The organism is Paraburkholderia ginsengiterrae, from assembly GCF_001645125.1.
Classification (GTDB): Bacteria; Pseudomonadota; Gammaproteobacteria; order Burkholderiales; family Burkholderiaceae; genus Paraburkholderia; species Paraburkholderia ginsengiterrae.
The window spans coordinates 118,350-143,607 of the sequence record NZ_LXKA01000360.1 but is presented as its reverse complement, the minus strand read 5'-3'; the positions used below and the strand labels follow the sequence as shown (position 1 = coordinate 143,607).

At 63.5% G+C, this 25,258-nt stretch carries 25 protein-coding genes; 15 read left to right on the top strand and 10 right to left on the bottom strand.

The window, feature by feature from the left end; all coding sequences use genetic code 11:
* Positions 1 to 487 precede the first annotated feature (487 nt).
* From A6V37_RS33225 to A6V37_RS33210, 4 genes are all read right to left on the bottom strand, one after another.
* A complete protein-coding gene (locus tag A6V37_RS33225) occupies positions 488 to 2,050 on the bottom strand; it encodes a DHA2 family efflux MFS transporter permease subunit (protein WP_064286774.1) in 1,563 nt (520 codons plus the stop codon).
* An 82-nt stretch (positions 2,051 to 2,132) separates the two neighbouring features.
* The gene (locus A6V37_RS33220; RefSeq protein ID WP_064268074.1) at positions 2,133 to 3,374 is read right to left on the bottom strand and encodes an HlyD/EmrA/EmrK family protein; all 1,242 of its coding nucleotides are present in this window, start codon (positions 3,372 to 3,374) and stop codon (positions 2,133 to 2,135) included.
* A 42-nt stretch (positions 3,375 to 3,416) separates the two neighbouring features.
* Positions 3,417 to 4,955 (bottom strand): efflux transporter outer membrane subunit, encoded by a 1,539-nt coding sequence (locus A6V37_RS33215; protein ID WP_064268073.1) that lies wholly within the window; start codon positions 4,953 to 4,955, stop codon positions 3,417 to 3,419.
* Positions 4,956 to 5,028: 73 nt separating this feature from the next.
* Positions 5,029 to 5,466: a MarR family winged helix-turn-helix transcriptional regulator gene (locus tag A6V37_RS33210; protein ID WP_064268072.1), complete on the bottom strand. Its 438-nt coding sequence runs from the start codon at positions 5,464 to 5,466 to the stop codon at positions 5,029 to 5,031.
* A 276-nt stretch (positions 5,467 to 5,742) separates the two neighbouring features.
* On the opposite strand from A6V37_RS33210, the gene A6V37_RS33205 reads away from it, so the two are divergent.
* Together A6V37_RS33205 and A6V37_RS33200 are read left to right on the top strand one after the other, a co-directional pair.
* Entirely contained in the window at positions 5,743 to 6,423 is a 681-nt protein-coding gene (locus A6V37_RS33205; protein WP_064268071.1) for an FMN-dependent NADH-azoreductase, read from the top strand.
* Positions 6,420 to 6,851 carry a cupin domain-containing protein gene (locus A6V37_RS33200; RefSeq protein ID WP_082902715.1) on the top strand — a complete coding sequence of 144 codons (432 nt, stop codon included), beginning with the start codon at positions 6,420 to 6,422 and terminating at the stop codon, positions 6,849 to 6,851. The genes A6V37_RS33205 and A6V37_RS33200 overlap by 4 nt, the downstream gene beginning before the upstream one ends.
* A 118-nt stretch (positions 6,852 to 6,969) precedes the next feature.
* Here the strand turns inward: A6V37_RS33200 and A6V37_RS33195 are convergent, their stop codons facing one another.
* From A6V37_RS33195 to A6V37_RS33170, 6 genes are read right to left on the bottom strand one after another with little or no spacing between them, the layout of a single operon-like run.
* A complete protein-coding gene (locus A6V37_RS33195) occupies positions 6,970 to 8,409 on the bottom strand; it encodes a hypothetical protein (protein WP_131799874.1) in 1,440 nt (479 codons plus the stop codon).
* Between the two features lie 14 nt (positions 8,410 to 8,423).
* Complete coding sequence (locus A6V37_RS33190) at positions 8,424 to 8,798, bottom strand: GtrA family protein (RefSeq protein ID WP_064268090.1); 375 nt, start codon at positions 8,796 to 8,798, stop codon at positions 8,424 to 8,426.
* A gap of 10 nt (positions 8,799 to 8,808) precedes the next feature.
* Positions 8,809 to 9,543 (bottom strand): class I SAM-dependent methyltransferase, encoded by a 735-nt coding sequence (locus tag A6V37_RS33185; RefSeq protein WP_064268069.1) that lies wholly within the window; start codon positions 9,541 to 9,543, stop codon positions 8,809 to 8,811.
* Between the two features lie 18 nt (positions 9,544 to 9,561).
* Complete coding sequence (locus A6V37_RS33180; RefSeq protein WP_064268068.1) at positions 9,562 to 10,626, bottom strand: glycosyltransferase; 1,065 nt, start codon at positions 10,624 to 10,626, stop codon at positions 9,562 to 9,564.
* A 57-nt stretch (positions 10,627 to 10,683) separates the two neighbouring features.
* A complete protein-coding gene (locus tag A6V37_RS33175; RefSeq protein WP_242665807.1) occupies positions 10,684 to 11,955 on the bottom strand; it encodes a glycosyltransferase family 87 protein in 1,272 nt (423 codons plus the stop codon).
* Positions 11,952 to 13,193, bottom strand: a complete 1,242-nt coding sequence (locus A6V37_RS33170; RefSeq protein ID WP_064268067.1) for a glycosyltransferase family 87 protein — start codon at positions 13,191 to 13,193, stop codon at positions 11,952 to 11,954. The genes A6V37_RS33175 and A6V37_RS33170 overlap by 4 nt, the downstream gene beginning before the upstream one ends.
* Positions 13,194 to 14,266: 1,073 nt before the next feature.
* Here A6V37_RS33170 and A6V37_RS33165 point away from each other — a divergent pair.
* From A6V37_RS33165 to A6V37_RS33105, 13 genes are all read left to right on the top strand, one after another.
* Positions 14,267 to 14,437 (top strand): Flp family type IVb pilin, encoded by a 171-nt coding sequence (locus A6V37_RS33165; protein ID WP_064268066.1) that lies wholly within the window; start codon positions 14,267 to 14,269, stop codon positions 14,435 to 14,437.
* Positions 14,438 to 14,531: 94 nt separating this feature from the next.
* A complete protein-coding gene (locus tag A6V37_RS33160; protein ID WP_425262292.1) occupies positions 14,532 to 14,750 on the top strand; it encodes a Flp family type IVb pilin in 219 nt (72 codons plus the stop codon).
* A gap of 112 nt (positions 14,751 to 14,862) precedes the next feature.
* Complete coding sequence (locus tag A6V37_RS33155) at positions 14,863 to 15,045, top strand: Flp family type IVb pilin (protein ID WP_064268065.1); 183 nt, start codon at positions 14,863 to 14,865, stop codon at positions 15,043 to 15,045.
* A 31-nt stretch (positions 15,046 to 15,076) separates the two neighbouring features.
* Positions 15,077 to 15,628 (top strand): A24 family peptidase, encoded by a 552-nt coding sequence (locus A6V37_RS33150; RefSeq protein ID WP_064268064.1) that lies wholly within the window; start codon positions 15,077 to 15,079, stop codon positions 15,626 to 15,628.
* A 33-nt stretch (positions 15,629 to 15,661) separates the two neighbouring features.
* Complete coding sequence (locus A6V37_RS33145; protein ID WP_064286773.1) at positions 15,662 to 17,059, top strand: hypothetical protein; 1,398 nt, start codon at positions 15,662 to 15,664, stop codon at positions 17,057 to 17,059.
* Between the two features lie 37 nt (positions 17,060 to 17,096).
* Positions 17,097 to 17,927, top strand: coding sequence for a Flp pilus assembly protein CpaB (gene cpaB, locus A6V37_RS33140; RefSeq protein WP_064286772.1), 831 nt, complete (start codon positions 17,097 to 17,099; stop codon positions 17,925 to 17,927).
* 104 nt (positions 17,928 to 18,031) lie between these two features.
* The gene (locus A6V37_RS33135) at positions 18,032 to 19,999 is read left to right on the top strand and encodes a type II and III secretion system protein family protein (RefSeq protein WP_064286771.1); all 1,968 of its coding nucleotides are present in this window, start codon (positions 18,032 to 18,034) and stop codon (positions 19,997 to 19,999) included.
* Between the two features lie 21 nt (positions 20,000 to 20,020).
* Complete coding sequence (locus A6V37_RS33130) at positions 20,021 to 20,329, top strand: hypothetical protein (protein WP_064268060.1); 309 nt, start codon at positions 20,021 to 20,023, stop codon at positions 20,327 to 20,329.
* A gap of 35 nt (positions 20,330 to 20,364) precedes the next feature.
* A complete protein-coding gene (locus A6V37_RS33125; RefSeq protein ID WP_075643601.1) occupies positions 20,365 to 21,615 on the top strand; it encodes a pilus assembly protein TadG-related protein in 1,251 nt (416 codons plus the stop codon).
* Between the two features lie 9 nt (positions 21,616 to 21,624).
* Positions 21,625 to 22,140, top strand: coding sequence for a TadE/TadG family type IV pilus assembly protein (locus A6V37_RS33120; protein ID WP_064268058.1), 516 nt, complete (start codon positions 21,625 to 21,627; stop codon positions 22,138 to 22,140).
* The gene (locus A6V37_RS33115) at positions 22,137 to 22,604 is read left to right on the top strand and encodes a TadE/TadG family type IV pilus assembly protein (RefSeq protein WP_064268057.1); all 468 of its coding nucleotides are present in this window, start codon (positions 22,137 to 22,139) and stop codon (positions 22,602 to 22,604) included. Before A6V37_RS33120 ends, A6V37_RS33115 begins: the two co-directional genes overlap by 4 nt.
* Positions 22,605 to 22,629: 25 nt before the next feature.
* Positions 22,630 to 23,838, top strand: a complete 1,209-nt coding sequence (locus A6V37_RS33110; RefSeq protein WP_064268056.1) for a CpaE/TadZ family protein — start codon at positions 22,630 to 22,632, stop codon at positions 23,836 to 23,838.
* 21 nt (positions 23,839 to 23,859) lie between these two features.
* Positions 23,860 to 25,227 (top strand): TadA family conjugal transfer-associated ATPase, encoded by a 1,368-nt coding sequence (locus tag A6V37_RS33105; protein WP_064268055.1) that lies wholly within the window; start codon positions 23,860 to 23,862, stop codon positions 25,225 to 25,227.
* Positions 25,228 to 25,258 lie beyond the last annotated feature (31 nt).

Below are 25,258 nucleotides of genomic sequence, written 5' to 3'. Positions count from 1 at the left end.
TTGAATGTGTTCGGAATTATTCGACAACCGATGCATACCTGCTCCTTATATTTTTAGCTGTATGTCCATTCGATGTCTAACACCGTGCACTGATGTCAGAAGGCAGTGGCCAATTGCCTGGAAGCGTTTTCCTGCCGTCGTGCGCAGGTAGTGTAGCACCGCGAATCAAAAAAAAGATACTGATTGAATATGACCGTTAGCCCATCGCCACACCTAAAGACCTGCAAAGCGGGCTCTTTTATCCATTCGCAAGGAGCGAATCAAAGAGCCATGGCCGTCATTTACATTGATCAAAAAATATAAGCGCTGCATTGAAATTCGTTATGCATAACTCCGCTTTAGCGGCACGCACAGCGCAATTGCAATGCTGCCGATAACCCAATCGGCAAGCTTGTAAGCGTACGCAAATAAATATCGCTCCTGCTCTGCCGTTTGCGTTGTCACCGCCAGCGCGTTGCTGTCGCCGCGCGCACCACCCGGTCTGCAATCAATGTCCGCCCGCCCCCGCTGCGGCAGCCGAGCTGGACCGATCCGGCCTGGTCACCCAGATCAACGGAATGATCAGCACGAAAATCACCGCCGACAGCCAGAAAATATCGTTGAGACCCAGCATGGCCGCCTGGGCATTCATGGCCTGCTCGAAAAACGCCCTCGCCTGTGCTGGCGTTCCTCCCAACGTGTTTTGCACGGCCGTCAGCGCGGACGTGAAAGCCGGATTGTTCACGCTTGTTTGCTCGGCCAGTTGCGCATGATGCAGGATGGTCCGGTTGTTCCATCCAGTCGCCGTGAGCGAGGTCCCCACCGCGCCGGCAAACACCCGCGCGAAGTTCGACAGCCCGGCTGCGGCCGGAATCCGCTCGTGCGACAGGCCGGAAAGAATGATGGCGGTCAGCGGCACGAAGAACAGCGCCGTCGGAATACCTTGCAACAGCGTCGGCAAGACCAGTGTCCACGTGTCCACGCCGGTGGTGTAGTTCGAGCGCATGAAGAACACGCCGGCAAAACCGACAAAGGCCAGCGTGGCGAGAACCCGCGCGTCCGACTTCGGCATGATCTTCGCCAGCACCGGTGCAAGGAGCACGGCGAAGATGCCGAGCGGCGCGGTCGCGAGGCCGGCATCCACCGAGCGGTAGTTCAGGTACTCCTGCATCCATTGCGGCAACAGCACGAGATTGGAGAAGAACACCGCATAGGCCACGGAAATGGCAATCGTGCCGCCCAGAAAATTTCGTTTTCCGAACAATGTCAGATCGACGATGGGACTCTTTTCGGTCAGCTCCCAGATCACGAAGAAAATAAAGCTAATGGCGGCGAACACGGTCAAGGCGATGATCACCGGCGAGTTGAACCAGTCGAGATCCTTGCCCTTGTCGAGCATGATCTGCAACGAGCCGACCCATGCGATCAGCGAGATCAATCCAACCTTGTCGATCGGCAAACGCTTGGTGGGGGTTTCGCGGGTCCGGTAGATCGCCCACGTCACGCCCGCGGCAAAGATGCCGATCGGAATGTTGATGTAGAAAATCCACGACCAGCTGTAGCTGTCCGTGATCCAGCCGCCGAGCGCGGGGCCCGCGATCGGGCCGACGGTCGCCGTCATCGCCCACAACGAGAGCGCGGTGGAGGATTTCTCTTTCGGATACGACCCGAGCAGAATCGCTTGCGACAGCGGAATCAAGGGGCCCGCCACCGCGCCCTGCACGATCCGCGCGGCGAGCAGCACCGGCAGATTCGGTGCAATGCCGCACAGCCACGACGACAGCACGAACAACAGGATCGCCGTCACGAACAGTTTGATCTGCCCGACGCGTTGCGTCAGCCAGCCGGTCAGCGGAATGGCGATGGCGTTGGCGGCGGCAAACAGGGTAATCACCCAGGTCCCCTCGTCCACCGAGACGCCCAGATTGCCGGCGATGGTCGGAATCGCCACGTTCGCGATCGACGAATCCAGCACGTTCATAAACGTGGCAAGCGCCACGGCCACTGTCGCCAGCACGAGCTTGCCGCCGGTCAGCGGCGGCAGCGCGGGCGGCATGGTCGATTGATTCATGTGATCACCTGTCGAACAAGATGAGATTCTCTGACTTGTCAGTTAAATGGCCGAAAAAAACCGGCGTTCAAACGCCGCGGGTTCAGCCGGCTTTGCGCGCCGCGTTTTTCTGCGTCGTGCTCGCGGCCATTTCGCGCCCGGCGGGCATGTTCTGGGCGATGATCCGCGCGATCTCGGCGTCGGCATCGGCGCCGTACTCGGCGAATACGTCGGTGCGATACGAGGTGTTGACCGCCGCGCCAAGTTGCTCGCCGGTTTGCTCGTGTGTGTCGACCTCGACCTGCATCGACAGGCCGATCCGCAACGGATGCGCGGCCAGTTCCTTCTGATCGAGCTGAATACGCGCGGGCAGGCGCTGCACGACCTTGATCCAGTTGCCGGTGGCGTTCTGCGCGGGCAGCGTGGCGAAGGCCGCACCCGTGCCCGCGGAGAAGCCCACGACCCGGCCGTGATACTTGACGCCGGAACCGTACACGTCCGCCGTGAGCGTGACAGGCTGGCCGATGCGCATGTGCGTGAGCTGGCCTTCCTTGTAGTTCGCATCGACCCATACGCCGTCGAGCGGCACGATTGCCATCAACGGTGTGCCGGGCGCCACGCGCTGGCCGACCTGCACCGAGCGCTTCGCCACGTAGCCGGTCACTGGCGCCGGCAAGGTATCGCGCGCGTAAGTCAGGTAGGCGTCGCGCACTTTCGACGCCGCGGCCTGCACGTTCGGATGCTGTTCGATCGACGTGTGGTCGGTCAGCGCATGGTTGGCTTCGGCCTGCTGGCGCGCAGCGTCGAGCGTGGCCTGCGCGGAGCTCACCGCGTCGCGAGCGTGGGCGATGTCCTCGCCGGACACCGCCCCGGTTGCCGCCACGGCCAGGCGACGCTTCAGGTCGTCGTTGGTGCGAGCGAGATCCGATTGACGTTGGGCGACATTCGCGGCGTAAAAGTCGTTGTTGACATAGAGGCCGCTCACCTGCCGCACGGTCTGGCCGAGCGTGGCTTCCGCGTTCTCCAAGGCGACTTTCGCGTCGGCGCCGTCGAGGGTGACGACAGGGTCGCCCTGCTTGACGATCTGGGTGTCGTCCGCGTTCACCGCGACCACCGTGCCGCTCACCTGGGGCGTGAGTTGCACGAGGTTGCCGCTCACGTAGGCGTCGTCGGTGGACTCATAGAAGCGAGCGGTCGTGTAGTAATACGTGCCGTAGCCGGCTCCGGCCACCACGATTGCGGCGGCGAGCAGCGAGAGCAGCAGCTTGCGTTTCGTGGGGGCCTGCACTTGCAGGCGCTGGTCCGCGTCCGACTTCGCGCGGCCGGTGTTGATCGTGTCGCTCATGATGTGGCTCCTGGCAGAAGATAAAAGTGTCGCGATAGCGCTTCAGCGCGCGGCAATGGCGGGATTGGCCGGATTGGCGGAAACGGTCGCGCTCGCCGTCGCCGGGGCAGCGGCGTCGCTGTGCGCGGCGGAGCCGGCGTTGTCCGTATATCCGCCGCCGAGCGCCGCGGCCAGCGCAATCTGCTGATCGCGCCGGTCCATCTTGAGATTGGCGACCTGCTGGTCGGCGGCGAGCGCGGTCGTGTCGGCGTTGAGCACGGTCAGCTGGTTCGCAAGGCCGCCCTTGTACTGCGTGAGCGCCAACTGGTCAGCGCCGCGCGCGGCCTCCTGGGCGGCTTGTGCATCGGCGAGCTGTTCGTCCGTCGAGCGGATTTGCGAGAGCTGCGTGGCGACTTCGGACAGCGCGGTGATGAGCGTCTGGTTATACGTGGCGACGGCGTAGTCGAAATCGGCATAACGTCCCTTCAATTGCGCGCGCAGCTGACCGCCGTCGAAAATAGGCAGATGGATGGCCGAGCCGACCGATTCCGTGCGGCTCGCCGCGGTGAGGAAACGGCCGAAGCCGAACGCGTCGAGGCCGAGCGCGGCGCTCAGATTGATGTCGGGATAGAACTCCGCCTTGGCCTCTTTCACATCGTGCGTGAGCGCGTCCACGCGCCACCTGGCCGCGACCAGGTCCGGGCGGCGGCTCACCAGATCGGCCGGCAGATTGTCCGGCACGTGCACTTCGTCGCCCACGCTGAGCGTTGGCCGCGTGATCGCCAGACCGCGGTCCGGTCCGGCGCCCAGCAAGGCGGCAAGCTGATAGCGGGTGGTGAGAATGCTGCCGTCGATCGACGCCAGCGTGGCGCGGCTGGTGGCGAGATTCGCCTGGGCCGTCTTGCGCTCCACCTCGGTATCGAGACCCGCGGCAATGCGTCCTGCGGTAATGCGGTCGATCTGTTCGCGCTGCGTGATTTCCTGCTGCGCGATGTCGCGCAGCGCATAGAGCCGCGCGAGCTGGTTGTAGGCGCGTGCCGTGGCCGACGTGAGCGACAGCTTGACGACCTCCCCGTCCGCCTCGCTCGCCTGCAACTGCGACAGCGACGACTTCAGCGCTTCGCGGTTCTTGCCCCACAGGTCGAGATCGTAAGAAGCGGACAGCAGGCCCTGGTTCTCCGTCTGCCACGATCCGCCATACGGCGGCGGCACGAGCGCCGTGCCGGAATACTGCTGACGCGTCAACGAGTAGCTTGCACCGACCTTCGGCAGAGTGCTGGCCTTTGCCGTCTCACTGTAGGCGGCGGCCGCCGCCACGCGGGCGCGGGCCTGCTCGACCGTCGGATTGCCCTTCAGCGCTTCGGCGATCAAGGCCTTCAGCTGCGCGTCGCCGAACTGGTCGGCCCAATCGGCAGCCGGCCAATGGCCGTGGTCTTGCACGATGCTTTGCTGTGTCGCATAGGCTTGCGGCTGCGCCATCTGCTTGTCGCTCGAAATGCCGGCGTAGTTCACGCAGGCCGACAGCACGGCCGCGAAGATCACCGTCAAACCGGTCTTTGCGGCCCGCGACACGATTTTCCGGGAAATTAACTGAGTACTCATTGTCTGACCTGTCAGATATTTAACTGAAAAAAACGCTGCGAATATTCGCAGCACTCTTTGCCCGGCTACGTGCCTACTCTGCGAGAAACTTGTTCAGCAGACGGCGCAATTCCTCGAATTCAGCCTTCGTAAACTTCTTCAACCGCCGGTTCAGCACCAACGGCACGATATTCGGAAGCTGCGCGGCAACGGCCTCGCCCTCTTTCGTCAACTGCAGGTTGACGACACGGCGATCTTCGACGCTGCGCGAGCGCTCCAGCAGGCCCTTGGCTTCCAGCTTGTCGAGCATGCGCGTCATCAGGCCTGTGTCGATGCCGAGCAGCCGCGACAACTCGAACGGCGTGGCGGCGATACCCCGGCGCATAGATAGCAGAATGCCCATTTGCTGAGTGGTGATGCCGAGATCCTTCAGTGCAGTGTCCATTTCGACTACCAACAAGTTGCGTGCTTTGTTGATCGAGAAACCCACGCTCTGCGTCAGACTGAAATTTTCCGGCGAGTAGTGGTTCATTCATCCCCCTGTACGATGAGACGAATTTTATCTGCTAGGTCAGATATTGTCAAAATCGGATTCCGCACTGGACTGTTGCAGCCGAGCGTACTAATCCGCCGTTGCGGCTTTCAACTGCTTTCGGCGGCTTTCAACCGCCCTTCGCTATGAGGCGCGCAAAAGTGGTTACCTCAAATTAACCACAATCGGTCATTTTATAATGCCAGTCGGGTCTTTAATCTGCCGCCATGCCCACTCACTATCAGTGACGACAGTCACTCAAGAAGGATGGAAATCATGAAGATCATGCACGTCGACGCCAGCGCCAAGCGCGAACGATCCAACTCCCGCGCGTTGAGCCGCTATTTTCTGGAGCGCCTGCGCGAACAGGGTGTCGATCTGGAAATCGACTATCTGGATGTCACGATCGACACGCCGCCGCACGTTACCGAAGCGTTCGCCATTGCAACCTACACGGCCGAGCACGATCGCACGCCGGCCATGAAAGCGACGCTGGCGCAGTCGGATGCGTTGTGCAAGCGGCTCCTCGCGGCCGACGCCTTCGTCTTCGCCATGCCGATGTACAACTGGTCGATGCCCTCGGCGTTCAAGGCGTTCATCGACAGCATCACGCGCGGCGGTTTGACCTATCAGTTCGACGCAGATGGCCGCGTGGTCGGTCAGTTTTCGCGTCAGAAAACCCTCTTCATCACGAGCCGTGGCGCGGATCTGCGCGCGGGTTCGCCTTACGCGGCAATGGATGCGCTCACGCCCGCCCTGAAGGCGGCGTTCGGGTTCCTGGGCGTGGCCGAGCCGACCTTCGTCGATGCGCAGCCGCTGCAGTTCGCGGATCCCGAAGCACGCACCGCGGCGCTGCAACGCGCACACGCCGAGCTGGACGCGGTGGCGTCAAGCTGGGCCTCGGTCGCGGATTCGAGCGATGAAGATCTGACTGCATTCTCGGGAGTCACAGCATGACACTGCGCACACTGATCGCTGCCGCCACGTTCGCTGGTTTGGCCTTTCTGGGAACGGCCCAACCGGTTTTCGCCGCGGACACCGCCGCCACGCAGGAAACGATCACCCCCGCCTTCGCCGAAACCATTGCAAACGTGCCGGGCAAGACAATGACGGCGCTCGTCGTCGACTATGCGCCCGGCGGCAAGTCGCTCCCGCATCGCCATGGGCAGGCGTTCGTGGTGGCCTATGTGCTCTCAGGCGCGATCCGCAGCCAGGTGAATAACGGCGAGGTGCGCGTCTATCACGCGGGCGAATCCTGGACCGAGAAGCCCGGCGCGCACCATATGGTCAGCGAGAACGCGAGCGATACCGAACCCGCGAAGCTGCTGGCGATTTTTGTCGCGGATACGAATGACAAGCAACTGGTCACGTTCGACAAGAAGTGACGGTATCGAAGTGTGCGTGTGAGCCGGCAGGCAGTCGGCTCACGCGGCCGCCAAGTCCACTGTGCCGGGCTCTGCAGCGTCCCGGTGGACTGCCTGCCGCCGTCGTAACAGCGTGGGATCAATCTCGCACATATACGGCGGCAACCCTATCTGCATACACACGCCGCCATCCCGGAAGCGCGTCGATCATCGGCAACGCGGAACTGTGGGCGCCGAGCAGTGCCCATCGAATCCCGTATTTGTCCACGGTCCGCTCGAATGCGGCGCGGTCCGGCTTGAAGGCGGCGCTGTAGCCCGCCATGAAGTCGTCCCCGTACATGTCAGCACGGCCGTCGATGAATGGTTTGACGTTCCTGAATATCAAATACCCGCCAAACTCATAACTGTTGATGACCGGCTCGCTCAGGAGGCCCGGCGGAACGTGATCCAGCGCTGTGGCCGGCGACACGTAGTCATCCGTGCGCACGAGAGGATGGGCGATGCGCAGCGTCGTCAACACGAGCATGCAAGCCACTCCGGCCACGGCCCAGCGCAGCGCCGGGAACGGGCCGGGTCGATCGGATCCGGTAGCGGCGCCGAAAGCCTGGCCAAGCGGGGCCGTTAGAAGCAGCGCGCCTGCGAGACCCGCGAGCATCTGATGCCGGCTGTGCTGAAGCGCTAGATGCAACACAGCGAGCAGCGTGAGAAGCCGGGGCATCGGCAAGCGTATGCCCCGCGAAAACGCGATATACAGCGTGGCCATGAGCGCCATTTCCATCGGCTCGAGCGCGTGGAAGTCCGTGGGCCTCCACTCGCTGATGCTGCCGATCTGCGTCATGCGCGCGAGTTCGAAAGGAAACAGCAGACCGTGCCAACCATTGGGCGTAACGAGCGACACGCCGGTTGCCGCCGCGAGGAACACGCCCCACCCACGCACGACACTGATCCTGCTCTCCCCAGCGTCGAGCCACGCTTCGATAGCCAACGGCACAACCAGCGCCAGGCCGAACACGAAGCTGCCGTGGAGATTGGCCCAGACCAGCATGAGCGGCAGGAGCCACAGCGACGGCGCCGTACTCTGATCTCTCGCCCGCAGCAAACCGGCGGACCAGAGCACGAGCACCGGCAACGCGAGCAGATGCGGACGTGCCAGCAGGCTGCCACTGATGCAAGCGGCGCCGAGGATAAACACGACTAGCGCAGCCGGCTGGCGAAGCCAGCGTGTGAGGTAATGCGCGAACGCACCGAACGTGATGGCCGTTGCCGCGCCGAACAGCATCATGATGCCGTTCCACCCGGCCGCTTTCCAGGCGAGCGCCATGACGAGCTCGGACAGCCATTCATGCGCCACCCAGGGCGCGCCTGCAACCGTGTACGAGAAAGGATCCGCATGCGGGATCGCACCGGTTCGCAGTATCCATTGGCCGGTCGCGATGTGCCAGTAGGTATCGCCATCATTAAGCAACGCCGGCGTGAAAAGGCCAATAGCAAAGCCGATTACCACCACGACTATCGGAAAGGACGGCCAGCCCCACGCATCCGTGGTGCTGGTTTTCGCGAGAACGAGTCCATGCTTCAATTGCGCCTCCATGTCTAGCGATAGGTCCAGCGGCGGTGCGTCACAAAAGTGAGCGGCGTGACGATGCAGACGACCATCGCAATACCCGCCCACGGCCCGGCTCCCGCTGCCTGGGCGAGGTAGGACACGAGACCGGTCAACGCCACGCCGCCAAGCGACACGGCAATGAATCGCGAGACGTTCCGCAAATGGAGCGAGGACGAGAAACTCCACAGGGTGTTCGCAAGATACGACCAGCACGTCGCGCATACGAACGCCAGCGCATTCGCGAGGGCCGGCGACGCGCCGGCGCGCGAAATCAGCGCGACGGCCACGCCGATATGCAAACCTGTCGCCAGCACGCCGCAGACGCCGAAGCGGACCAGTCGCGTTACTTCGAAATTGTTCACCACGGCTTGGTCACTTGAGTGTGAGCACTGCGAGCAAGGACACGCCGCATGGCAAGCTGCCACGCGACACCCAGTGACGTTCCGCACTGAAAACCCGATAGAGCAACGCGTTCAACGCGCTTGCCGGCGTGGCATCGCCGCTCGACCGCTCACGCTTGAGCAGACGGTCGATGACGCGCACCGCAACCGCCAGCGGCAGCAGCAGCGAGTTGAAATACGTGACGCGTTCGACGCGATAACCGGCGGCTTCGGCACACGCCGCAAGCGTCGCCCGATTGTAGCGACGATGGTGCTGCAGAAACACGTCATGCGCGCTCCATAGCCACTGATAGGCCGGCACGGTCACGAGAACCTTCCCGCCGGGCGCCAGAATGCCGCGCATGCGCGTGAGCGAACCGACATCGTCGTCGATATGCTCGAGACAATCGAAAAAGCAGACCAGGTCGAAGCGTTCGCGCTCGAATGGCAGATCGTCCGGCAAACGCCCCGCGCGTATGTCGAAGCGCCCGCCGGTACTGGCTGCCGTGAGCCTGCGCGCCGTTTCGTCCATTTCCACGCCGCTCACGCTGCCGAACTCGGCCAGCATGTCCAGGTTGCCGCCTGTGCCTGAGCCCACTTCGAGCACACGCGCCCGGGACGGCAACACGAGGCTACGCAGCACCGAGCGCAACACGTCGCGCCGGCCGCGAAACCACCAATGTTCCGCTTCGGTTTCGGCCATCTGCAGATAAGCTTCGGGAGACATGATTCAACCCTCCTCGCGTCAGCGGCTGGTAGCGAGCCGCACACGCTGCGCGGTACGCTTGCGTGAAAGTTCCAGCCGCACGGCGGACGATGGGCGCGAAGCATTGCGTCCGGCGGGCAGCGTGCTGACTTTGCTCTTGGCCTGGTAACGGCGCCGCACGAGGTAGATCGGGCGGCCCTTGCTCTCGTAGTAGATGCGCCCGATGTATTCGCCTACCACGCCGATACCGATCAGTTCGATGCCGCCCATCAACAGCATGACCGAAAGCAGCGACGCATAACCCGGCACCGGGTTGCCGAACAACAGCGTGCGGCCGATGATGAAGCCGCCATACGCAAAAGCCGCGGTGGCGATCGCCAGCCCGATATAGCTCCAGCTGCGCAGCGGCACGGTGCTGAAGCTGGTAATGCCTTCGAGCGCGAAATTCCACAGCCGCCAGCCGGAAAATTTCGAATGACCGGCGCTGCGCGGCTCGCGCTGGTACTCGACGATCACGGTCCGGTAACCCACCCACGCAAACAGGCCCTTCATGAAACGCCGACGCTCCGGCAGGCTGCGCAGCGCATTAACGACCTGGCGGTCCATCAGCCGGAAGTCGCCAACATTCTCCGGCAGCTTTACTTCGGATAACGCATTGTGGACGCGATAGTAGATCGCGGCGGCGGTCCGTTTCGCGAAGGTGTCGCACGCGCGGTTGGACCGTTTGGCGGCGACCACTTCGGCACCGTTGCGCCAGTGCTCGATCATCACCGGAATCAGACTCGGCGGATCCTGCAGGTCCGCGTCGATGGGAATCACCGCGTCGCCGAACGCTTCATCGATTCCGGCTGTCAGCGCCGCCTCCTTGCCGAAGTTGCGCGTCAGGTCGATGACCCGTATGCGCGTGTCCTTCACGCTCGCTGCGATCAGCTTGTCGAGCGTGCCGTCGCTGCTGCCGTCGTTTACGCAGACGATCTCGAAGCGCGTCGCTTCGATCGCTTCGAGCACCGGAATGATCTCGCTAAAGAAATGGCCTACCGCTTCACCCTCGTTGTAGAAGGGCACCACCATTGAAATCAGTGGAATATAGTTTTTTTCGAACATGACAACCTCCCCGTAAAACTGCTTACACCTCTTCGACACTACTTTCGTGGTCTCTGCTCACTCGCCGGAGCGCCGCAGGACCGGGGCCGCGCGCCGCTCCCTGGCAATGCGCCGCAGCAACATCCACAATGTCGCCAGCGAAATCAACGGCATGAACTGGAATGGTCCGCAAGCGATGATCAACATGCCCGAGAGCGGCGCGACCCACAGCACCACCAGCCATTCGCGTTCGCCCCGCCCCCACCCTTCGTTCAGCGCATGACGGCAGTACCATGCAATCAGCACTCCGTACCAGGCGAGATCGTAGTCGTAGAGATAGGGGCTCACGAGCAGGCTGGCGCAGATCAGTGTCGCCGCGCGCAGCGAGTACGAACACTCGCGCCCCCACGCATAACCAACCGCGGCCGCCGCGGCCAGCGCACAGGCGCCCTGCCCTGCATACGCAAGCCAGGCCGGAGCATGAAGCAGCGTCGCCAGCGCGAAGATGGTCGGCACGCGCGCCAGGGTGGCGTGGGCGGATTCGATACTGTGGGTGGCAATCCCGGTGTTATGAAGGAATGCGCTCAGCGTGCCGGTGCCGAACACGAGCAGCGCGAGCGCGAGAGTCGACGCCGCCGTCAACACGAGGGCGGCCAGCGCACGCCACGAACGCGAGCATAGGAGTGCCAGCGGAAACAGCAGCGCCAGTTGTGGCTTCATGCACAGCAGGCCCAGACAGACCCCGGCCACAACGGGATGGCGGCGCAGCGCGATGAGTCCATAGCCGGCGAGCGCAGCCGTCAGCAATCCGTTTTGCCCGACGCTGACGACGAAAATCGCACCCGGGAAAAACAGCGCCGGGAGCATGGCCTGGCGTTCCGCCACGATGGTGCGGATCATCCTGACGAACAGCACATACGCGCCACCGAGCCATAACACGGCCGCGGCTGTATAGGGCAAGAGCGCAAGCGGCAGAACCAGCAGCAACGTATTGGGCGGATATAGCCACGGCAAGATGCCGTTCGCCGTAGCGAAGCGCGGTTGCGCGGCGATCTCGATCAATGACAGTGCGTGAACGTTGTAGGCATCGGCCGCGTGCCCATGCAGCGCGAGGGTCGCCGCGCTCCAGCTCGGCAGAAAATCCATCACGAACGGATTCATGTCGCTGCGGCCGGTCAACCGAACGAGATAGAGCACGGCGAACAGCACGTAGCACCCCAGCACCACCAGCGGATACAGCCGCAGACGGTCCGCGTTGAGCCAATGCGGCCCCCGCGCCGGACCCGCCATGCGCAGCGTCGGCAGTGGCCGGGACTTCGTCGTCACCAAGCGGGATATATGCAGGTTCATGACACCACCTTCATCTCGAGCCGCGTGCGCCGCACGATCGCAAGCAGCGTCAGCAGCAGGACAACCGGTCCGATTTGCGGCCACAGCGTCAGGCGATTGAAGTATTCGTAGAGCGGCAGCAGCCAGGCGAGCACCAGAATGGCCTGCTCGCCGCGGTGCCAGCCTTTCTCGAGGCCGCATGCGACCAGACAGACGAGCGCGACGCCGAGCCAGGTCAGTTCGTAGAACCAGAGGTAGGGATTAGCGAGTAGTGTGGCCACCGCAAGCGCCGCGGACCGCATGCGCAGATCACGGGTGCGTCGCCACACGTAACAGGCGGCCGCGGCGGCGATCAACGCGACAGCGCCTTGCACGGCGTAGGACATGGCGATCGACGCATCGGCGAGACGCAGCGCGGCGAACGGCGTCGGCGACGCGAACCAGTACGGGATCCGGTGTTCGAGCACCAGCTCGCGCGCCACGCGAGTGCCGTCCAGAAATGCGCGAAGCGACTGCGGGCCGCACACGAGCACGCTCGCTGCCGTGAAGAGCCCTGCGCTGATTGCCGCCGCCCAGATGGTCTTCCACGCTCGCGCTACGATCAGCACCACGGGGAACAATACGGCCAGTTGCGGCTTGATCGCCAGCAAGCCGATGCAGATACCAGCCCGCACCGGGTGCCGCTCGCTCCAGCGAACCGCGAATGCCATCAACGCGGCGGTCAGCAACGCGTTCTGCCCGACCACGGCCGCGACGAATACACCGGGGTACGCCAGCACGACGAGGGCCGCGAGCCGCGGACGGCCAAAGCGGGCGGCAAAGCCGGTCACACCGAGGGTACTGGTCGCGAAGAGCCACAAGCCCACGCACACGAACAGCCCATAACTGACCGCGTACGGAAACAACGCAAACGGTGTCACGAGCAGGAGCAACGTGGGGGGATAGAGCCACGGCAGAAAACCGTGATTCAGGTAGGCGCCGAACAACGCGGATTCGGCGCGTGCAAACGATGGATAGTCGTAGACCGCTGCGGGGGACCCGTTCAGCATCAGGTGCGATGCGGTCCAGAATACGGAGAAATCGACGCCAGGTCTCGCGGCTTCGGCACGTATGAAGCCGTCGCTGCTCCGATACCATGCCGCAAGCAGAATCGCACATAGCACGAGCGTCGTGCAGCTGTAGAACAGCACGCGCTCCCGTGTCAGCCAGCCGTGAATGCGATGCTCAGAACTGAGCGTTCCTCGATTTGAAAAGTACATGATCCCCGCCTTGCTTGAGAGCCGGATGTTTTTTTGACTCATCCAGTCAATCTGTTTTTTTGTTTCTATTCCTAAGCGTGCAAATGGTTCATCACGCGTGTGGTCGATTCATTGTTGTAGGAAAAGCCGCGACTTTCAACCTGGCGCATTCCTCCTACCTGACGACGAGACGTATCAGAGCGTCAATTCGGGTAGATTTACCCACCTTGGGAGGGGGCATGTTTCAGCATTGCAACGATTAGGGCAGATGCACCTGCAAAAATGACCCCCATCCCACTCGGATCGGTTTCATGCCGCGCATCGGGCCTGCTTAGGGTAAATCGCTATGAAATCGCCGCAGCGCCAAGCACGGCGCGCCTTTGCGGGGACCGGCCGCGGCGCCCGCCCCCCCTTCGAGTTGTCGCAGAATCGAGACGATCCGTGTTTCAGGAGTGAGTCCAAACCGGGGGCGGCGCAGCGTCCCCCGCATGTTTCCTGGCATTTGGGGGAGCTGGCCTGGTGCTTGCATAGGAAAGAGCGCGGAAGTCGACGACGTGACGGCCGATGCGATTCAGACAGCAGCAACGAGGGAGAGTCCGAATCGCAACGGCATCAGCCACGGGGATGTTTCTTCACTACACAGCTGCGGATCGCAAAGACAGCGCAAGTGAAGGTCAGATGGTGTCGTTGACTGACTAGCGGGCTCCGGTTTGACACGGAAGCCAATAACGAGCAACGGAAGTCGAGGGACCACGACATGAAGAATTACCCGACAAAGCGGCGGACCCACCACCGCAACAGCGGCTCAGACCATGCGTCTGCCGTCGCCATTGATTCGATCATCCGCGGCATGCAGCATCGCTTCGTGGCTGGTCTGAATGGACCGCATGAGAGGCCACTCACCCACTACGCGGTCCCCAGTCAGTCTCCTCGTACAGACAATTCCGTCATGACGGGCGTGCACGTTGACGCGTGCATGCCACCACGTCCGGCGTAGATCCGCATTATCCGTTTTACCCTGTAGTACCCGTAGGTCCTCCCCTAGCCAATTCCGGCCAAGGGTTTATCGTTAGTTATCCGAAAGGAGTTTCATCATGCAAAAGATCATCAACCAAGCTCAACGTTTCGTTCGTGACGAAGATGGTGTGACCGCCATCGAATACGGCCTGATCGCCGCCCTGATCGCCGTCGTCATCGTCGGTGCCGTCACGACCGTTGGCACAAAGCTGAACCTGATTTTTACGACGATCGGCAACGATCTTTAAGCCGTGCGCCGACGGACAATCCATTCAACCGATTCGTCCGTCATCGCCGGATCTCGATACTGATTTCCTGGCAGAACGCAAAGTGGAGTGACCCATGGATGCGACAAAAATAACGATGCAAGGCGTTCCAATACGGCGCTACGTCCGCACCGGTGCAGAGTGCGCCAGACGTTTCATTTCGGATCGGCACGGCGTAACGGCCATCGAGTACGGACTGATCGCCGCCCTGATCGCCGTCGTCATCGTCGGTGCCGTCACGATAGTCGGAACGGATCTGAACGCGATTTTCACCACGATCGGCAACGATCTTTAAAGACGGGACTTGACGGGTGAACGGATCTTCCGTCTCTCCCGTCTATTTCCCCAGATCATGCAGTGCCCTGCGATCAGACCACGCAGGTTACGAACCGAATCAGGAGATTGCCATGAGTGCGTGTAGCAACATTGCGAAGCAACTGCTGCGGGATGACGGCGGTGTCACGTCGATCGAGTACGCGCTTATCGGCTCGCTCATCGCCGTGGTGATTGTTGCCGCAGTCACTACGGTGGGCGCCAACTTGAACGGTCTCTACGAGAACGTCGCGGCCAAGGTCGCCACGGCGGCCTGATAAACCAGGACAACACCGGTCGAGCCCAATCATGTTCCTGCCACCACAACCCATTCCGCTTTGCGTGACCGCGCTGACGATTCTGACCGCCAGCACGGATATCACCAGCCGGCGGATTCCGAACCGGGTCATCGCGATCGGCCTGGCCGCCGCGCTGCTCGTGCAAGTCTGGCTGCACGGCCCGCTCGCCGGCGGCGAAGAATGGCTGACCGGCGCATTGACCGGCTTCGCGGTATTGCTGCCGTTCTATCTGTTGCGCGGCATGGCGGCCGGCGACGTGAAACTGATGCTGACCATCGGTGCCTGGGTTGGACCGGCGCTGACGGTGCGCATCGCGCTAGCAACGTTTGTCATCGGCGGGATCTGGTCGCTGTGGGTCACCTTGCGTCACGGCCGGATGAGGCAGCTGCTCGTCAATCTCTGGTGCATCGCAAGTCATGCGGGGCACCCCGGACTACCGCAGACAGGCGAGCTCGGATATCAGCAGAACGAATCGGTTGGGTCCCTGCCCTACGGCGTTGCCATTGCCGCAGGAACCCTAGGTGTGTTGTTTGCGTCGGCTGCCTGGCCGTACAACCTGTAATGCCGGCCGCAAGCCGACGTTGGAGAAAGAGCGATGAACCAGCAGAACCTTGAAAACGGGAATGGCGCGCAGGTGACGCATCTGCCTGAGCCGGCGCCCTCATACGGGCGTCAGGCGGAGGCATCCACCGTGTCGCGGCGTGCGCCACGCACGCTGGCCGAAACCGGCCTCCCGCAGGAGTTCGTCACACGCCTCATCCTCAAGTCCGCCCTGCTGCACGGCAAATCGAGCTTCGCGGATTTCGCCGAGCGGCACTGCCTGTCGGTCGGCGTACTCGAGGACGCGCTGGCGTTTCTCGTGCGCGAGCACCTCATCGAGATCACGCATCGCGGCTCGAACGACCTCGACGTGCAGAGCCGTCTCACGGAAAACGGCCGCCTGCTCGCCCAGGATGAAATGACGCGGTGCCGATATTGCGGCCCTGCTCCGGTCGCATTCGAAACCTATGTGGACAGCGTGCGCGAACACTCGGTTCGCTGGATCCGCATCACGCAGGCCGATGTGCACGCGGCGTTTCGCGACGTGATCATCGAGCCCGCGCTGCTCGATTCGGCCGCCGCCTCGCTCAACGCCGGCCGGCCCCTGCTGCTGCCCGGCCTTGCCGGCAGCGGCAAGACGTTTCTGGCGGAACGGCTTGGACTGCTGCTGCGCGGCGCCGTGCCGATTCCGTATGCGCTTTACGTGGGCGGCGAAATCGTGCAGTTGTACGACCCGCTCGTGCACCTCGACGCGCCGGATCAGGGCACGGCATCGGCCGGCGACCGGCGCTGGCGCATGTGCCGCCGCCCTGTGGTGATCTCGGGGGGCGAGCTGACGCTCGAAGGACTGGACCTGCGCCATGACGCCACGGCCGGTTTCTACCAGGCGCCGCCGCATGCGAAGGCCAACATGGGCCTGTATATCGTCGACGATCTCGGCCGCCAGCGCGTGGCGCCGCATGAGTTGCTGAATCGCTGGCTGATGCCGCTCGATCGCGGCGTCGATCAGCTCACGCTGCAATCCGGCTCGCGTTTTCTGATGCCGTTCGACGTCTGGCCGGTGTTCTCCAGCAACCTCTCGCCGGCTCAGTTCGACGATGCATTCCTGCGCCGGCTCGGCTCGAAGATCTACGTCGGGCCGTTGTCGGTCGACCAGTATCACGCGCTGTTCGACGCCCGTTGTGCCGCTCTCAAGCTCAACGCCTCCCAGGCCGTGTTCGATTATCTGCTGCACAACCTGCACTTCCCGAGCGGCCGGCCGTTTCTCGCCTGCTATCCCGGCGATCTGCTCGATCTGGTTTCCGCGTCCGCGCACTACCACGGCGCGGCGCGCGAAGTGACGGAAGACGGACTGCGCGATGCATGGCACAACTATTTCGCCACTGCAATGGAACACGAAAGCCCTTACCCACCCACGGCCGACCGGCCGGCCCGACAGTTGGCCGCCGGTTGACCGGCATGTGTCCAACGACCTACGCAGGAGTCTCACCATGAAAAACAGTCGCGCTTTAATGATGCTGGCCGTCGCGGTCCTGGCCGGTCTCGCCGCCGTGGTCTTTGCTTCGCGATGGCTGATGCAGACCTCGTCGAGTGCGGTCACGCCGATCGCGGTCGCCGCGGGTGACGTCAGTCTCGGCGAACCGCTCAACGCCAGTCTGATCCGCACGGTCAACTGGCCGACGGGCAGCGTGCCGCCCGGCGCATTCAGTGATCCGAAGTTGCTCGAAGGCCGCGTGGTGCGCACGAGTCTCGGCCGCGGCGAACCCGTGATCGAAGCGAAGCTCGCGCCGATCGGCACCAAAGGCGGTCTGTCCGCCGTCATCGGCGAAGGCAACCGCGCCATCACGGTACGCGTGAACGACGTGGTCGGCGTGGCGGGCTTCGCGCTGCCGGGTAACTACGTCGACGTGATCGTGAACACGCAGGAACCTGGAAAGGCGGACTCGCAGCAAAGCATCTCGAAGATCGTGCTGGAAAAGATCCTGGTGCTCGCGGTGGCCCAGCAGGTCAATCGCGACGATACGGCGCCGAAGGTCGTCAACGCCGTCACGCTCGAAGTCTCACCCGAGCAGGCGGAAAAACTCGATCTGGCTCGCAGTGTCGGCACGCTGTCGCTGGTGCTGCGCAATCAGGTCGACAAGGCAACGCTGCCGACCGACGGCGCCACCAAGGTGTCGCTGCTCGGCACGCCGGTTCCGGCTTCGGCTCCGGTGGCGGCGCCGGTGCACCCCGCTCGTGTGCACTACGCGGCCCGCCCTGCGCCAAAGCGGGACTGCGTTGGCGTGTTGTCAGGTGTGCTGGGCAGTGTGGAATGTTTCTAGGCGGAAGGCGGCGGCGTCAATAAGGACCAGGCGCCGCCAGCGCCACCATCAAGGCAAATAACCTAAGTCACGATCCACCGAGGTCGGCAAACGGGGGCAGGAAAATGAAAACGAAACACGGTATTTCATCCGGTAGCGCGATGCGCAACCGCTCGCTGGGCGGCGTCATGCTCGCCTCGGCGCTGTGCACCGGATTGCTGGTCGCGCAAAGCGGCGTGGCACAGGAAGCGGTGGAGCTTCCTGCTCTCGCCAAGGCTCGGCCGAATCTGCCGATGCCGGCGGGCCGCGGCGCAACGCCGATGATGGTCAGCATGGCGCCGATCCCGGCGGGCGGAGCAGCCGGGGCGGCCGCTGCGGCCGCCCCGCTGCGCGGACCGAGTTGCACCGGGGACATTCACGAAATGAGCAGCGTGGTCGTGCCGGTCGGCAAGTCGACCTTGTTCCCGCTCGCCGAACCGGCACGCAACCGCACGCTCGGCAATCCGACCATCGTGCAGGCCACGCTGGTGACGCCGCGCACGCTCTACCTCGTCGGCATGGCGGTCGGTACGACCAACATGATCGTGCAGGGACGCAGCGGCGGATGCCAGATGATCGACGTGATCGTCAACATCGACCCCAACGGCCTGCAACAGTCGCTGACGCAGCTGCTGCCCGCCGAGCGCGGCATTCGCGTCTCGACCGCGGCGGGCAATCTGGTGCTGGGCGGGCATGTGTCGAGCTCGCCGGCAGCCCAGCAGGCGCTGGAAATCGCGAAGGCCTACGCGGAAGCGCAGGCCACCCAGCAGCAGCAAAGCGGCACCGGCACGCTCGGCGGCACGGCCAACGTGTCCCAGCAGAGCTCGACCACCAGCAAGGCCTCCGAGGTCATCAACATGATGACGGTTGACGCCCCGCAGCAGGTGATGCTCGAAGTGAAGGTCGCCGAGGTGTCGAAGACGCTCATCAACCAGATGGGCGCGGCGCTCAACATTCAGGGCGGTTTCGGTTCATGGACCGGCGCGCTGGTCAGCAATCTGCTGGCCGGCGTCACGAGCGCCGTGGCGGTGAGCAAGGCGAACAACCGGCCGTTCAATCTCGCCTTCGACGCGCAGAAGACGGACGACCTGGTCAAGATTCTCGCCGAGCCGAATCTCGTCGCGATCAGCGGCCAGGAAGCCACCTTCCTCGCCGGCGGCAAGATCTTCATTCCGGTGCCGCAAAGCAGCGGTACCGGCGTGACGAGCATCACGCTGCAGGAAGAGGAATTCGGCGTGGGCCTGAAATTCACGCCGACCGTGCTCGCCAACGGCCATATCAGCCTGAAGGTCGCACCTGAGGTGTCCGAACTGTCGCCAACCGGCGTCACGCTAAGCGCCTCCAACGTGAGCGGCGTGTCGATCCTGCCGCTCATCACGACGCGCCGGGCCTCCACTGTCGTGCAGATGCATGACGGCGAGTCGTTCGCGATTGGCGGACTGATGAAGAGCAACGTGACCGGCGCGCTGAAGGCGATTCCCGGCATCGGCGAAGTGCCGGTGCTCGGTGCGCTGGCGCGCAGCACGTCGTTCCAGCAGGATCTGACGGAGCTCGTGTTCATCATCACGCCGCATCTGGTCAAGCCGCTGCAAACCGCGGACCTGCCGCTGCCCACGGACACCTTCTCGCATGTGAACGACGTCGACGTCTACGCGACCGGCAACATGGAAGGCCGTAACCCGAAAATGCGTGCCGCACCCGGCAACGCTACCCCGGATGTGTCGCCCATGCCTGCTCCGGCCGCCGCTCCTGCCACGATGAGCCCGCCGGCACCGCAGCCCGCCCCGGCGCCGCAAGCACCGGCGGCACCGGCAGCGATGGCGTTGCCGCCGTCCGATCCGCAGGCCGAAGCACGCAGCACCGTCACCGCGACGCCCGTGCCGGACCCTGCGCCCAGCACGTCGGTCCTGCTCGCGGAAGCGCCACCGTCCGCGACGGCTGAGCAGGCCGCCCGCGCTGCCCGTATCGAAAGCGCCGCGGCGCGGATCGCCTCCCACCAGGGACGGCAGGACGTCGCCAAAGCGGACACGTCGAGCCACACGGCCGACCGTTGATGTGATGCCAAGGGGAATCTCATGAAACACGAACACTTTGCTTTCGCGCGCTGGACCGCGCTCATCGTGCCGGCCTGCGTGGCGCTGAGCGGTTGCATGACCAGCACGCCGATCTGGGACAAGCATTTCGGCGAAGCCCTCAAGTCCGTCAAGGAGGCGCAGATCATCGATCCGCACGCGGGCGAGCATGCTCCGCCGGCACCGGGCATGGACGGCAAGGCCGCCGCCGCGGCGATGGACACGTATGACAAGTCCTTCCAGCAACCCGCCCCGGCACCGAACGCGTTCGTCATCGGTGTCGGCAGCGGCAGCGGGGCCGGCAGTCAGTAACACACGAAAGGTAGGGGGGCGCCATGCGTCGCGTCATGCAATCACGGAAATACGGTGCGGCTCGCAGGCGCGAGCGCGGCGCGGTGGCGATCATCGTCGCGTTGTCGCTCGTCGCGCTGATCGGCTTCGTCGGCCTGGTGCTCGATCTCGGCAAGCTGTATGTGACCAAGAGCGAGTTGCAGAACAGCGCCGACGCCTGTGCGCTGGCCGCGGCGCGCGACCTCACCGGCGCCACCCCTTTGTCGGTGTCCGAGGCGGCCGGCATCGCCGCCGCACACGCCAACAGTGCTTTCTTCCAGAGCACCGCTGTCTCGGCGGTGACGGACAGCACTGTGCTGTACAGCGATTCCACGAGCGATACCTTCGAGAGCAAAGACTCGATCACCTATTCGCTCGCTAATATCAAGTACGCACAGTGCACCACCCAGCTCACCGGCATCGCCAACTGGTTCGTGCAGGTGTTCGGTGCGCTGCCGGGCATGAGCGCGGCCAACGCCGCGAAGCTGGCAAGCTCGTCAGTGTCCGCGGCAGCTGTCGCCACGGTGGGTGCCGCGCAAACCACCTGCGCCATCCCGGTGTTCGTCTGCACACCGGCCTCGGCCGGCGTGTCGTCCTACACGATCGGCCAATGGCTGACCTCCAAGGTGGACAGCCAGGGCAACGGCACCTACGGCGGCGGCAACTTCGGCTGGGCCAACCTGACGCCGGGCAACAGCGGTGCGAGCTCGCTGGGCTCGCTGCTGTCCGGTGCCGGCCAATGCAGCCTGCCCGCGAACGGCACCCAGATCGGCACCACCGGCAACAAGTCGTCGCTCGACAAGGACTGGAATACGCGCTTCGGCATCTATGCCGGCGGCTCCACCGGTGTGACCGACTTTACCGGCTACGCGTACACCACCGCGTCCAATCCAAACGGCAACGCCTACCCCGATTTTGTCCAGGAGCGCACCAAGTACGCGCCGTACCAGGGGGACAACGTCACCGGCTACAAGACGCAAGGCAGCCCCTCCGCGCAATCTGTGTACAAGGCGGGCGCCGATCGCCGGCTGGTGCTCGCGCCGATGGTCGATTGCACCGGCTTTACGAACCCTGGCACGCACCAGGTGCCGGTGAACGGCTGGGCCTGTGTGCTGATGGTCAACCCGATGCAGCAAGGCGGCGATATCAATGCTGTGTTTCTCGAGTATCTCGGCCTGTCGAATTCGGCCGGCAGCCCGTGCGCCACGCAAGGCGCGCCGGGCGCCGGCACCGGCGCCGGACCGCTGGTTCCCGTGCTGGTGCAATAGGAGCGTGTCATGAAAAGAACCCTGCTTTCACGGCGGAAGATGCGCGGCGTGGCCGCGGTGGAGTTTGGCCTCGTGCTGATCCCGCTCGTGCTGCTCGTGACCGGCGTAACGGAATTCGGCTACGCGATCTACCAGTACGACGCCCTCACCAAGGCAACGCGCGACGCTGCACGCTATCTGTCCGAGTTTTCGCCGAGCGACATCGCGTATCCGGTCGCCCAGGCGCAATGTCTCGCGGTATACGGCACCACCGACTGCAGCGGCTCCGTGCTGGTCAGCGGTTTGAAGACCAGCATGGTGGTGATCTGCGACCGGGTGAGTTCGACGGGTTGTCCGGGCATGACGTTCGGCAGTGTCCCGACCTACGACTCGAACAACGGTGCCAGTTCGGGCACGGCCGCGGGCACCGTCAACCTGGTCGCAGTCAAGATCACCGGCTACAGCTACGCGCCGATCGAACCGTTTCGCGGCCTCGGCTCGATCAGTTTCAACGACATCACGACCGTCATGAGGCAGGTGCTATGAACACGCTATCTCCGTCGCGCACCTCGCCACGGCAGTGGCGCCAACGCGGTGCCACAACCGTCGAACTGGCGCTGGTGCTGGGCATTTTCCTGAGCCTGCTGATTGGCGTCTGCGAATTCTCGCGTGTGCTGTTCTACTGGAGCACGGCCACCGAAGCGGTTCGCCTTGGTGCGCGCACAGCTGTCGTATGCGACGCCAACGCGAGTGTCATCAAGACGAGAATGACCGCGCTGCTGCCGTTGCTGAGCACCTCGAATATTTCAGTTTCCTATTTGCCTTCCGGGTGCGACTCCGATGCGCCGACCGCCCGCAGCAGTTGCAGCACGGTGACTGTCAGCGTCACCAATGTCAAGGTGAAAACCATGTTTCCGTTCATGCCGCTCACGCTCACCATGCCGCCGCTCACCACCACGTTGCCACGCGAGAGCCTCACGAGCTCGACAGGCGGCACCGTCTGCAATTAACGACCACAGCCAGGCAGCCACGACCATGATCAATATTCTCACCACTTCGGACGACACCACGCGGCTTTCGCAGATCGTGCAGATGATCGGCGAATGCGGCAATTACCGCACCACCCGCATGGCCGGCAAACCATCGCTGCTGATGGAGCGTGGCGACAGCCTCGACGCGTTCGACGTGCTGATCGTCGACGCGTCGGTCATGGATACCAGCGAGCTTCCCGCGATCGGCAAGCTGTGCCATCAGCACGCGCGGGTCACGTGCATTCTGCTGATTCCGGATGCGTCGCCGCAAACGCTGATCGAAGCCATGCGCGCCGGATTTCGCGACGTGCTGAGCTGGCCGCTCGACAAGCACTCGCTAGGGGAAGCGCTGTTGCGCATCGAGAATCAGCGTGCGATCCATGGCGGGCACGAGACGCAGATTGTGTCGTTCCTCTCGTGCAAGGGCGGCGCGGGCACCAGCTTTATCGCCAGCAACGTGGCGCAGGCCATTTCCGATAGCCAGCAAAAACGTGTGCTGCTGGTCGACCTTAATCAGCTTTTCGGCGACGCCGCCTTTCTCGTCTCCGACGAAAAACCGCCCTCCACCTTGCCGCAAATGTGCGCGCAGGTCGACCGGATGGACGCGGCCTTCTTCGACGCCTGCCTCGTGCACGTGAGCGACACCTTCCATCTGCTCGCCGGCGCCGGGGACCCGATCAAGGCCGCGGAGATCAAGGAGGAGCGGCTCGAATGGATTCTGGGCGTCGCCGCGCCGCGCTACGACGTGGTGGTCTTCGACCTCGGCCAGACCCTCAATCCGCTATCCATCCTCGCGCTGGATCGCAGCGACCAGATTCATATCGTGCTGCAGGCGAGCATGCCGCATGTGCGGGCGGGCCGACGTCTGCAGGAAATTCTCGCATCGCTCGCCTATCCGGCCGACCGTACCCGGCTGCTGCTGAACCGCTACACCCGGCATGGCGAACGCGCGCGCGCCGCGCTCGAGGAAGTGCTCGGCATGCGTCCTTATCAGGTGGTTCCCGAAGACGCCGAGAACGTGTCCGAGTCGATGAATCACGGAATGCCGATTACCAAGATGAGCCGCAATTGCGCAGTCTCGCGCAGTCTGCTTGCGCTCGCGAGCAACATCGTCAGCCAGGCCGCTGGATCCGAAGGAGGCAGTGTGCGCAGCGAACCCCTGCTCTCCCGCTTCTTCGGTCGCAGCCCGGCACCGAAACTCAAAGCAATGTAGCGCACTCACAAGGAGAACGACATGTCGCTGCGTGACCAGATTTCAGCCCAACGCGTGCAGCCTTTCGGCGAACGTGAACACGGCCTGTATTCGCCGAACCAGATGGCGCGCGCCGCCTATCAGGAGCTCAAACGCGAGGTCCATCAGTGTGTGCTCGAACGCGTCGAACTGGAACGTCTCGCCCGGATGCCGGCCGACCAGGTGCGCCATGAGATCGGCGCGCTCATCGCGCGCATTCTCGACGAACAGAAGGCGCCGGCCAACGACCTCGAGCGCCGCCAGCTCGTGATCGACGTGTATGACGAGATGTTCGGCTTCGGTCCGCTGGAAAGCCTGCTGCGCGATCCAACGGTGTCCGACATTCTTGTCAACACCCACGCGCATACCTATGTCGAACGCAAAGGGCGGCTGGAGATGACCGACGTGACGTTCTACGACGATGCGCACCTGATGAAGGTGATCGAAAAGATCGTCTCGCGGGTCGGGCGGCGCATCGACGAATCCAGTCCGATGGTCGACGCGCGCCTGCCGGACGGCTCGCGGGTGAACGCGATCATTCCGCCCTCCGCGGTGGACGGGCCGCTCCTGTCGATCCGGCGTTTTGCGGTCAATCCGCTGCAGATCGCCGATCTGATCGAGTTGCAGAGCCTCACGCCGCCGATGGCGCAGGTGCTCGACGCCCTCGCCCGCGCGAAGGTCAACGTGCTGGTCTCGGGCGGCACTGGCAGCGGCAAGACGACGCTGCTCAACGTGCTGTCGGGCTTCATTCCGGACGACGAGCGCATCGTCACCATCGAGGACGCCGCGGAACTGCAGATGCGCCAGCAACATGTGCTGCGTCTCGAAACCCGCCCGCCAAACATCGAGGGGCGCGGCGAGATCACGCAGCGCACGCTGGTGCGCAACGCGCTGCGCATGCGGCCCGATCGCATCATCCTCGGCGAAGTGCGTGGCGCGGAAGCGCTCGACATGCTCAACGCGATGAACACCGGCCACGAGGGATCGCTTGCCACGATTCACGCGAATACGCCGCGCGACGCGCTGACCCGCCTCGAAAACATGATCAACCTCGGCGGCCTGTCGCTGCCGCCCAAGACCATGCGCCAGCAGATTTCGTCGGCTATCGCGGTGGTGGTCCAGGCGGCCCGGCTGACCGACGGCCGGCGCAAGATCGTCAGCATTCAGGAGATCACCGGCATGGAGGGCGACGTCGTCAACATGCAGGAAATCTTCACGTTCAAGCGGACCGGCATCGATGAGAACGGCAACGTGCGGGGACGGTTCTGCGCGACCGGCGTGCGGCCCAAATTCGCCGAGCGCCTGCAGGCCTTCGGCGTAGGGCTGCCTGAACAGACCTACGACCCAGGACGACAGTTCGAAACCGCCTAACCTTGCTGACATGATCCGCGCGGTGAATCCG

Coding starts and splice junctions, on each gene's coding strand:
- A6V37_RS33225 (WP_064286774.1), bottom strand. CDS start 2,050: ATGAATCAATCGACCATGCCGCCCGCGCTGCCGCCGCTGACCGGCGGC.
- A6V37_RS33220 (WP_064268074.1), bottom strand. CDS start 3,374: ATGAGCGACACGATCAACACCGGCCGCGCGAAGTCGGACGCGGACCAG.
- A6V37_RS33215 (WP_064268073.1), bottom strand. CDS start 4,955: ATGAGTACTCAGTTAATTTCCCGGAAAATCGTGTCGCGGGCCGCAAAG.
- A6V37_RS33210 (WP_064268072.1), bottom strand. CDS start 5,466: ATGAACCACTACTCGCCGGAAAATTTCAGTCTGACGCAGAGCGTGGGT.
- A6V37_RS33205 (WP_064268071.1), top strand. CDS start 5,743: ATGAAGATCATGCACGTCGACGCCAGCGCCAAGCGCGAACGATCCAAC.
- A6V37_RS33200 (WP_082902715.1), top strand. CDS start 6,420: ATGACACTGCGCACACTGATCGCTGCCGCCACGTTCGCTGGTTTGGCC.
- A6V37_RS33185 (WP_064268069.1), bottom strand. CDS start 9,543: ATGTCTCCCGAAGCTTATCTGCAGATGGCCGAAACCGAAGCGGAACAT.
- A6V37_RS33180 (WP_064268068.1), bottom strand. CDS start 10,626: ATGTTCGAAAAAAACTATATTCCACTGATTTCAATGGTGGTGCCCTTC.
- A6V37_RS33175 (WP_242665807.1), bottom strand. CDS start 11,955: ATGAACCTGCATATATCCCGCTTGGTGACGACGAAGTCCCGGCCACTG.
- A6V37_RS33170 (WP_064268067.1), bottom strand. CDS start 13,193: ATGTACTTTTCAAATCGAGGAACGCTCAGTTCTGAGCATCGCATTCAC.
- A6V37_RS33165 (WP_064268066.1), top strand. CDS start 14,267: ATGCAAAAGATCATCAACCAAGCTCAACGTTTCGTTCGTGACGAAGAT.
- A6V37_RS33160 (WP_425262292.1), top strand. CDS start 14,532: ATGGATGCGACAAAAATAACGATGCAAGGCGTTCCAATACGGCGCTAC.
- A6V37_RS33155 (WP_064268065.1), top strand. CDS start 14,863: ATGAGTGCGTGTAGCAACATTGCGAAGCAACTGCTGCGGGATGACGGC.
- A6V37_RS33150 (WP_064268064.1), top strand. CDS start 15,077: ATGTTCCTGCCACCACAACCCATTCCGCTTTGCGTGACCGCGCTGACG.
- A6V37_RS33145 (WP_064286773.1), top strand. CDS start 15,662: ATGAACCAGCAGAACCTTGAAAACGGGAATGGCGCGCAGGTGACGCAT.
- cpaB (WP_064286772.1), top strand. CDS start 17,097: ATGAAAAACAGTCGCGCTTTAATGATGCTGGCCGTCGCGGTCCTGGCC.
- A6V37_RS33135 (WP_064286771.1), top strand. CDS start 18,032: ATGAAAACGAAACACGGTATTTCATCCGGTAGCGCGATGCGCAACCGC.
- A6V37_RS33130 (WP_064268060.1), top strand. CDS start 20,021: ATGAAACACGAACACTTTGCTTTCGCGCGCTGGACCGCGCTCATCGTG.
- A6V37_RS33125 (WP_075643601.1), top strand. CDS start 20,365: ATGCAATCACGGAAATACGGTGCGGCTCGCAGGCGCGAGCGCGGCGCG.
- A6V37_RS33120 (WP_064268058.1), top strand. CDS start 21,625: ATGAAAAGAACCCTGCTTTCACGGCGGAAGATGCGCGGCGTGGCCGCG.
- A6V37_RS33115 (WP_064268057.1), top strand. CDS start 22,137: ATGAACACGCTATCTCCGTCGCGCACCTCGCCACGGCAGTGGCGCCAA.
- A6V37_RS33110 (WP_064268056.1), top strand. CDS start 22,630: ATGATCAATATTCTCACCACTTCGGACGACACCACGCGGCTTTCGCAG.
- A6V37_RS33105 (WP_064268055.1), top strand. CDS start 23,860: ATGTCGCTGCGTGACCAGATTTCAGCCCAACGCGTGCAGCCTTTCGGC.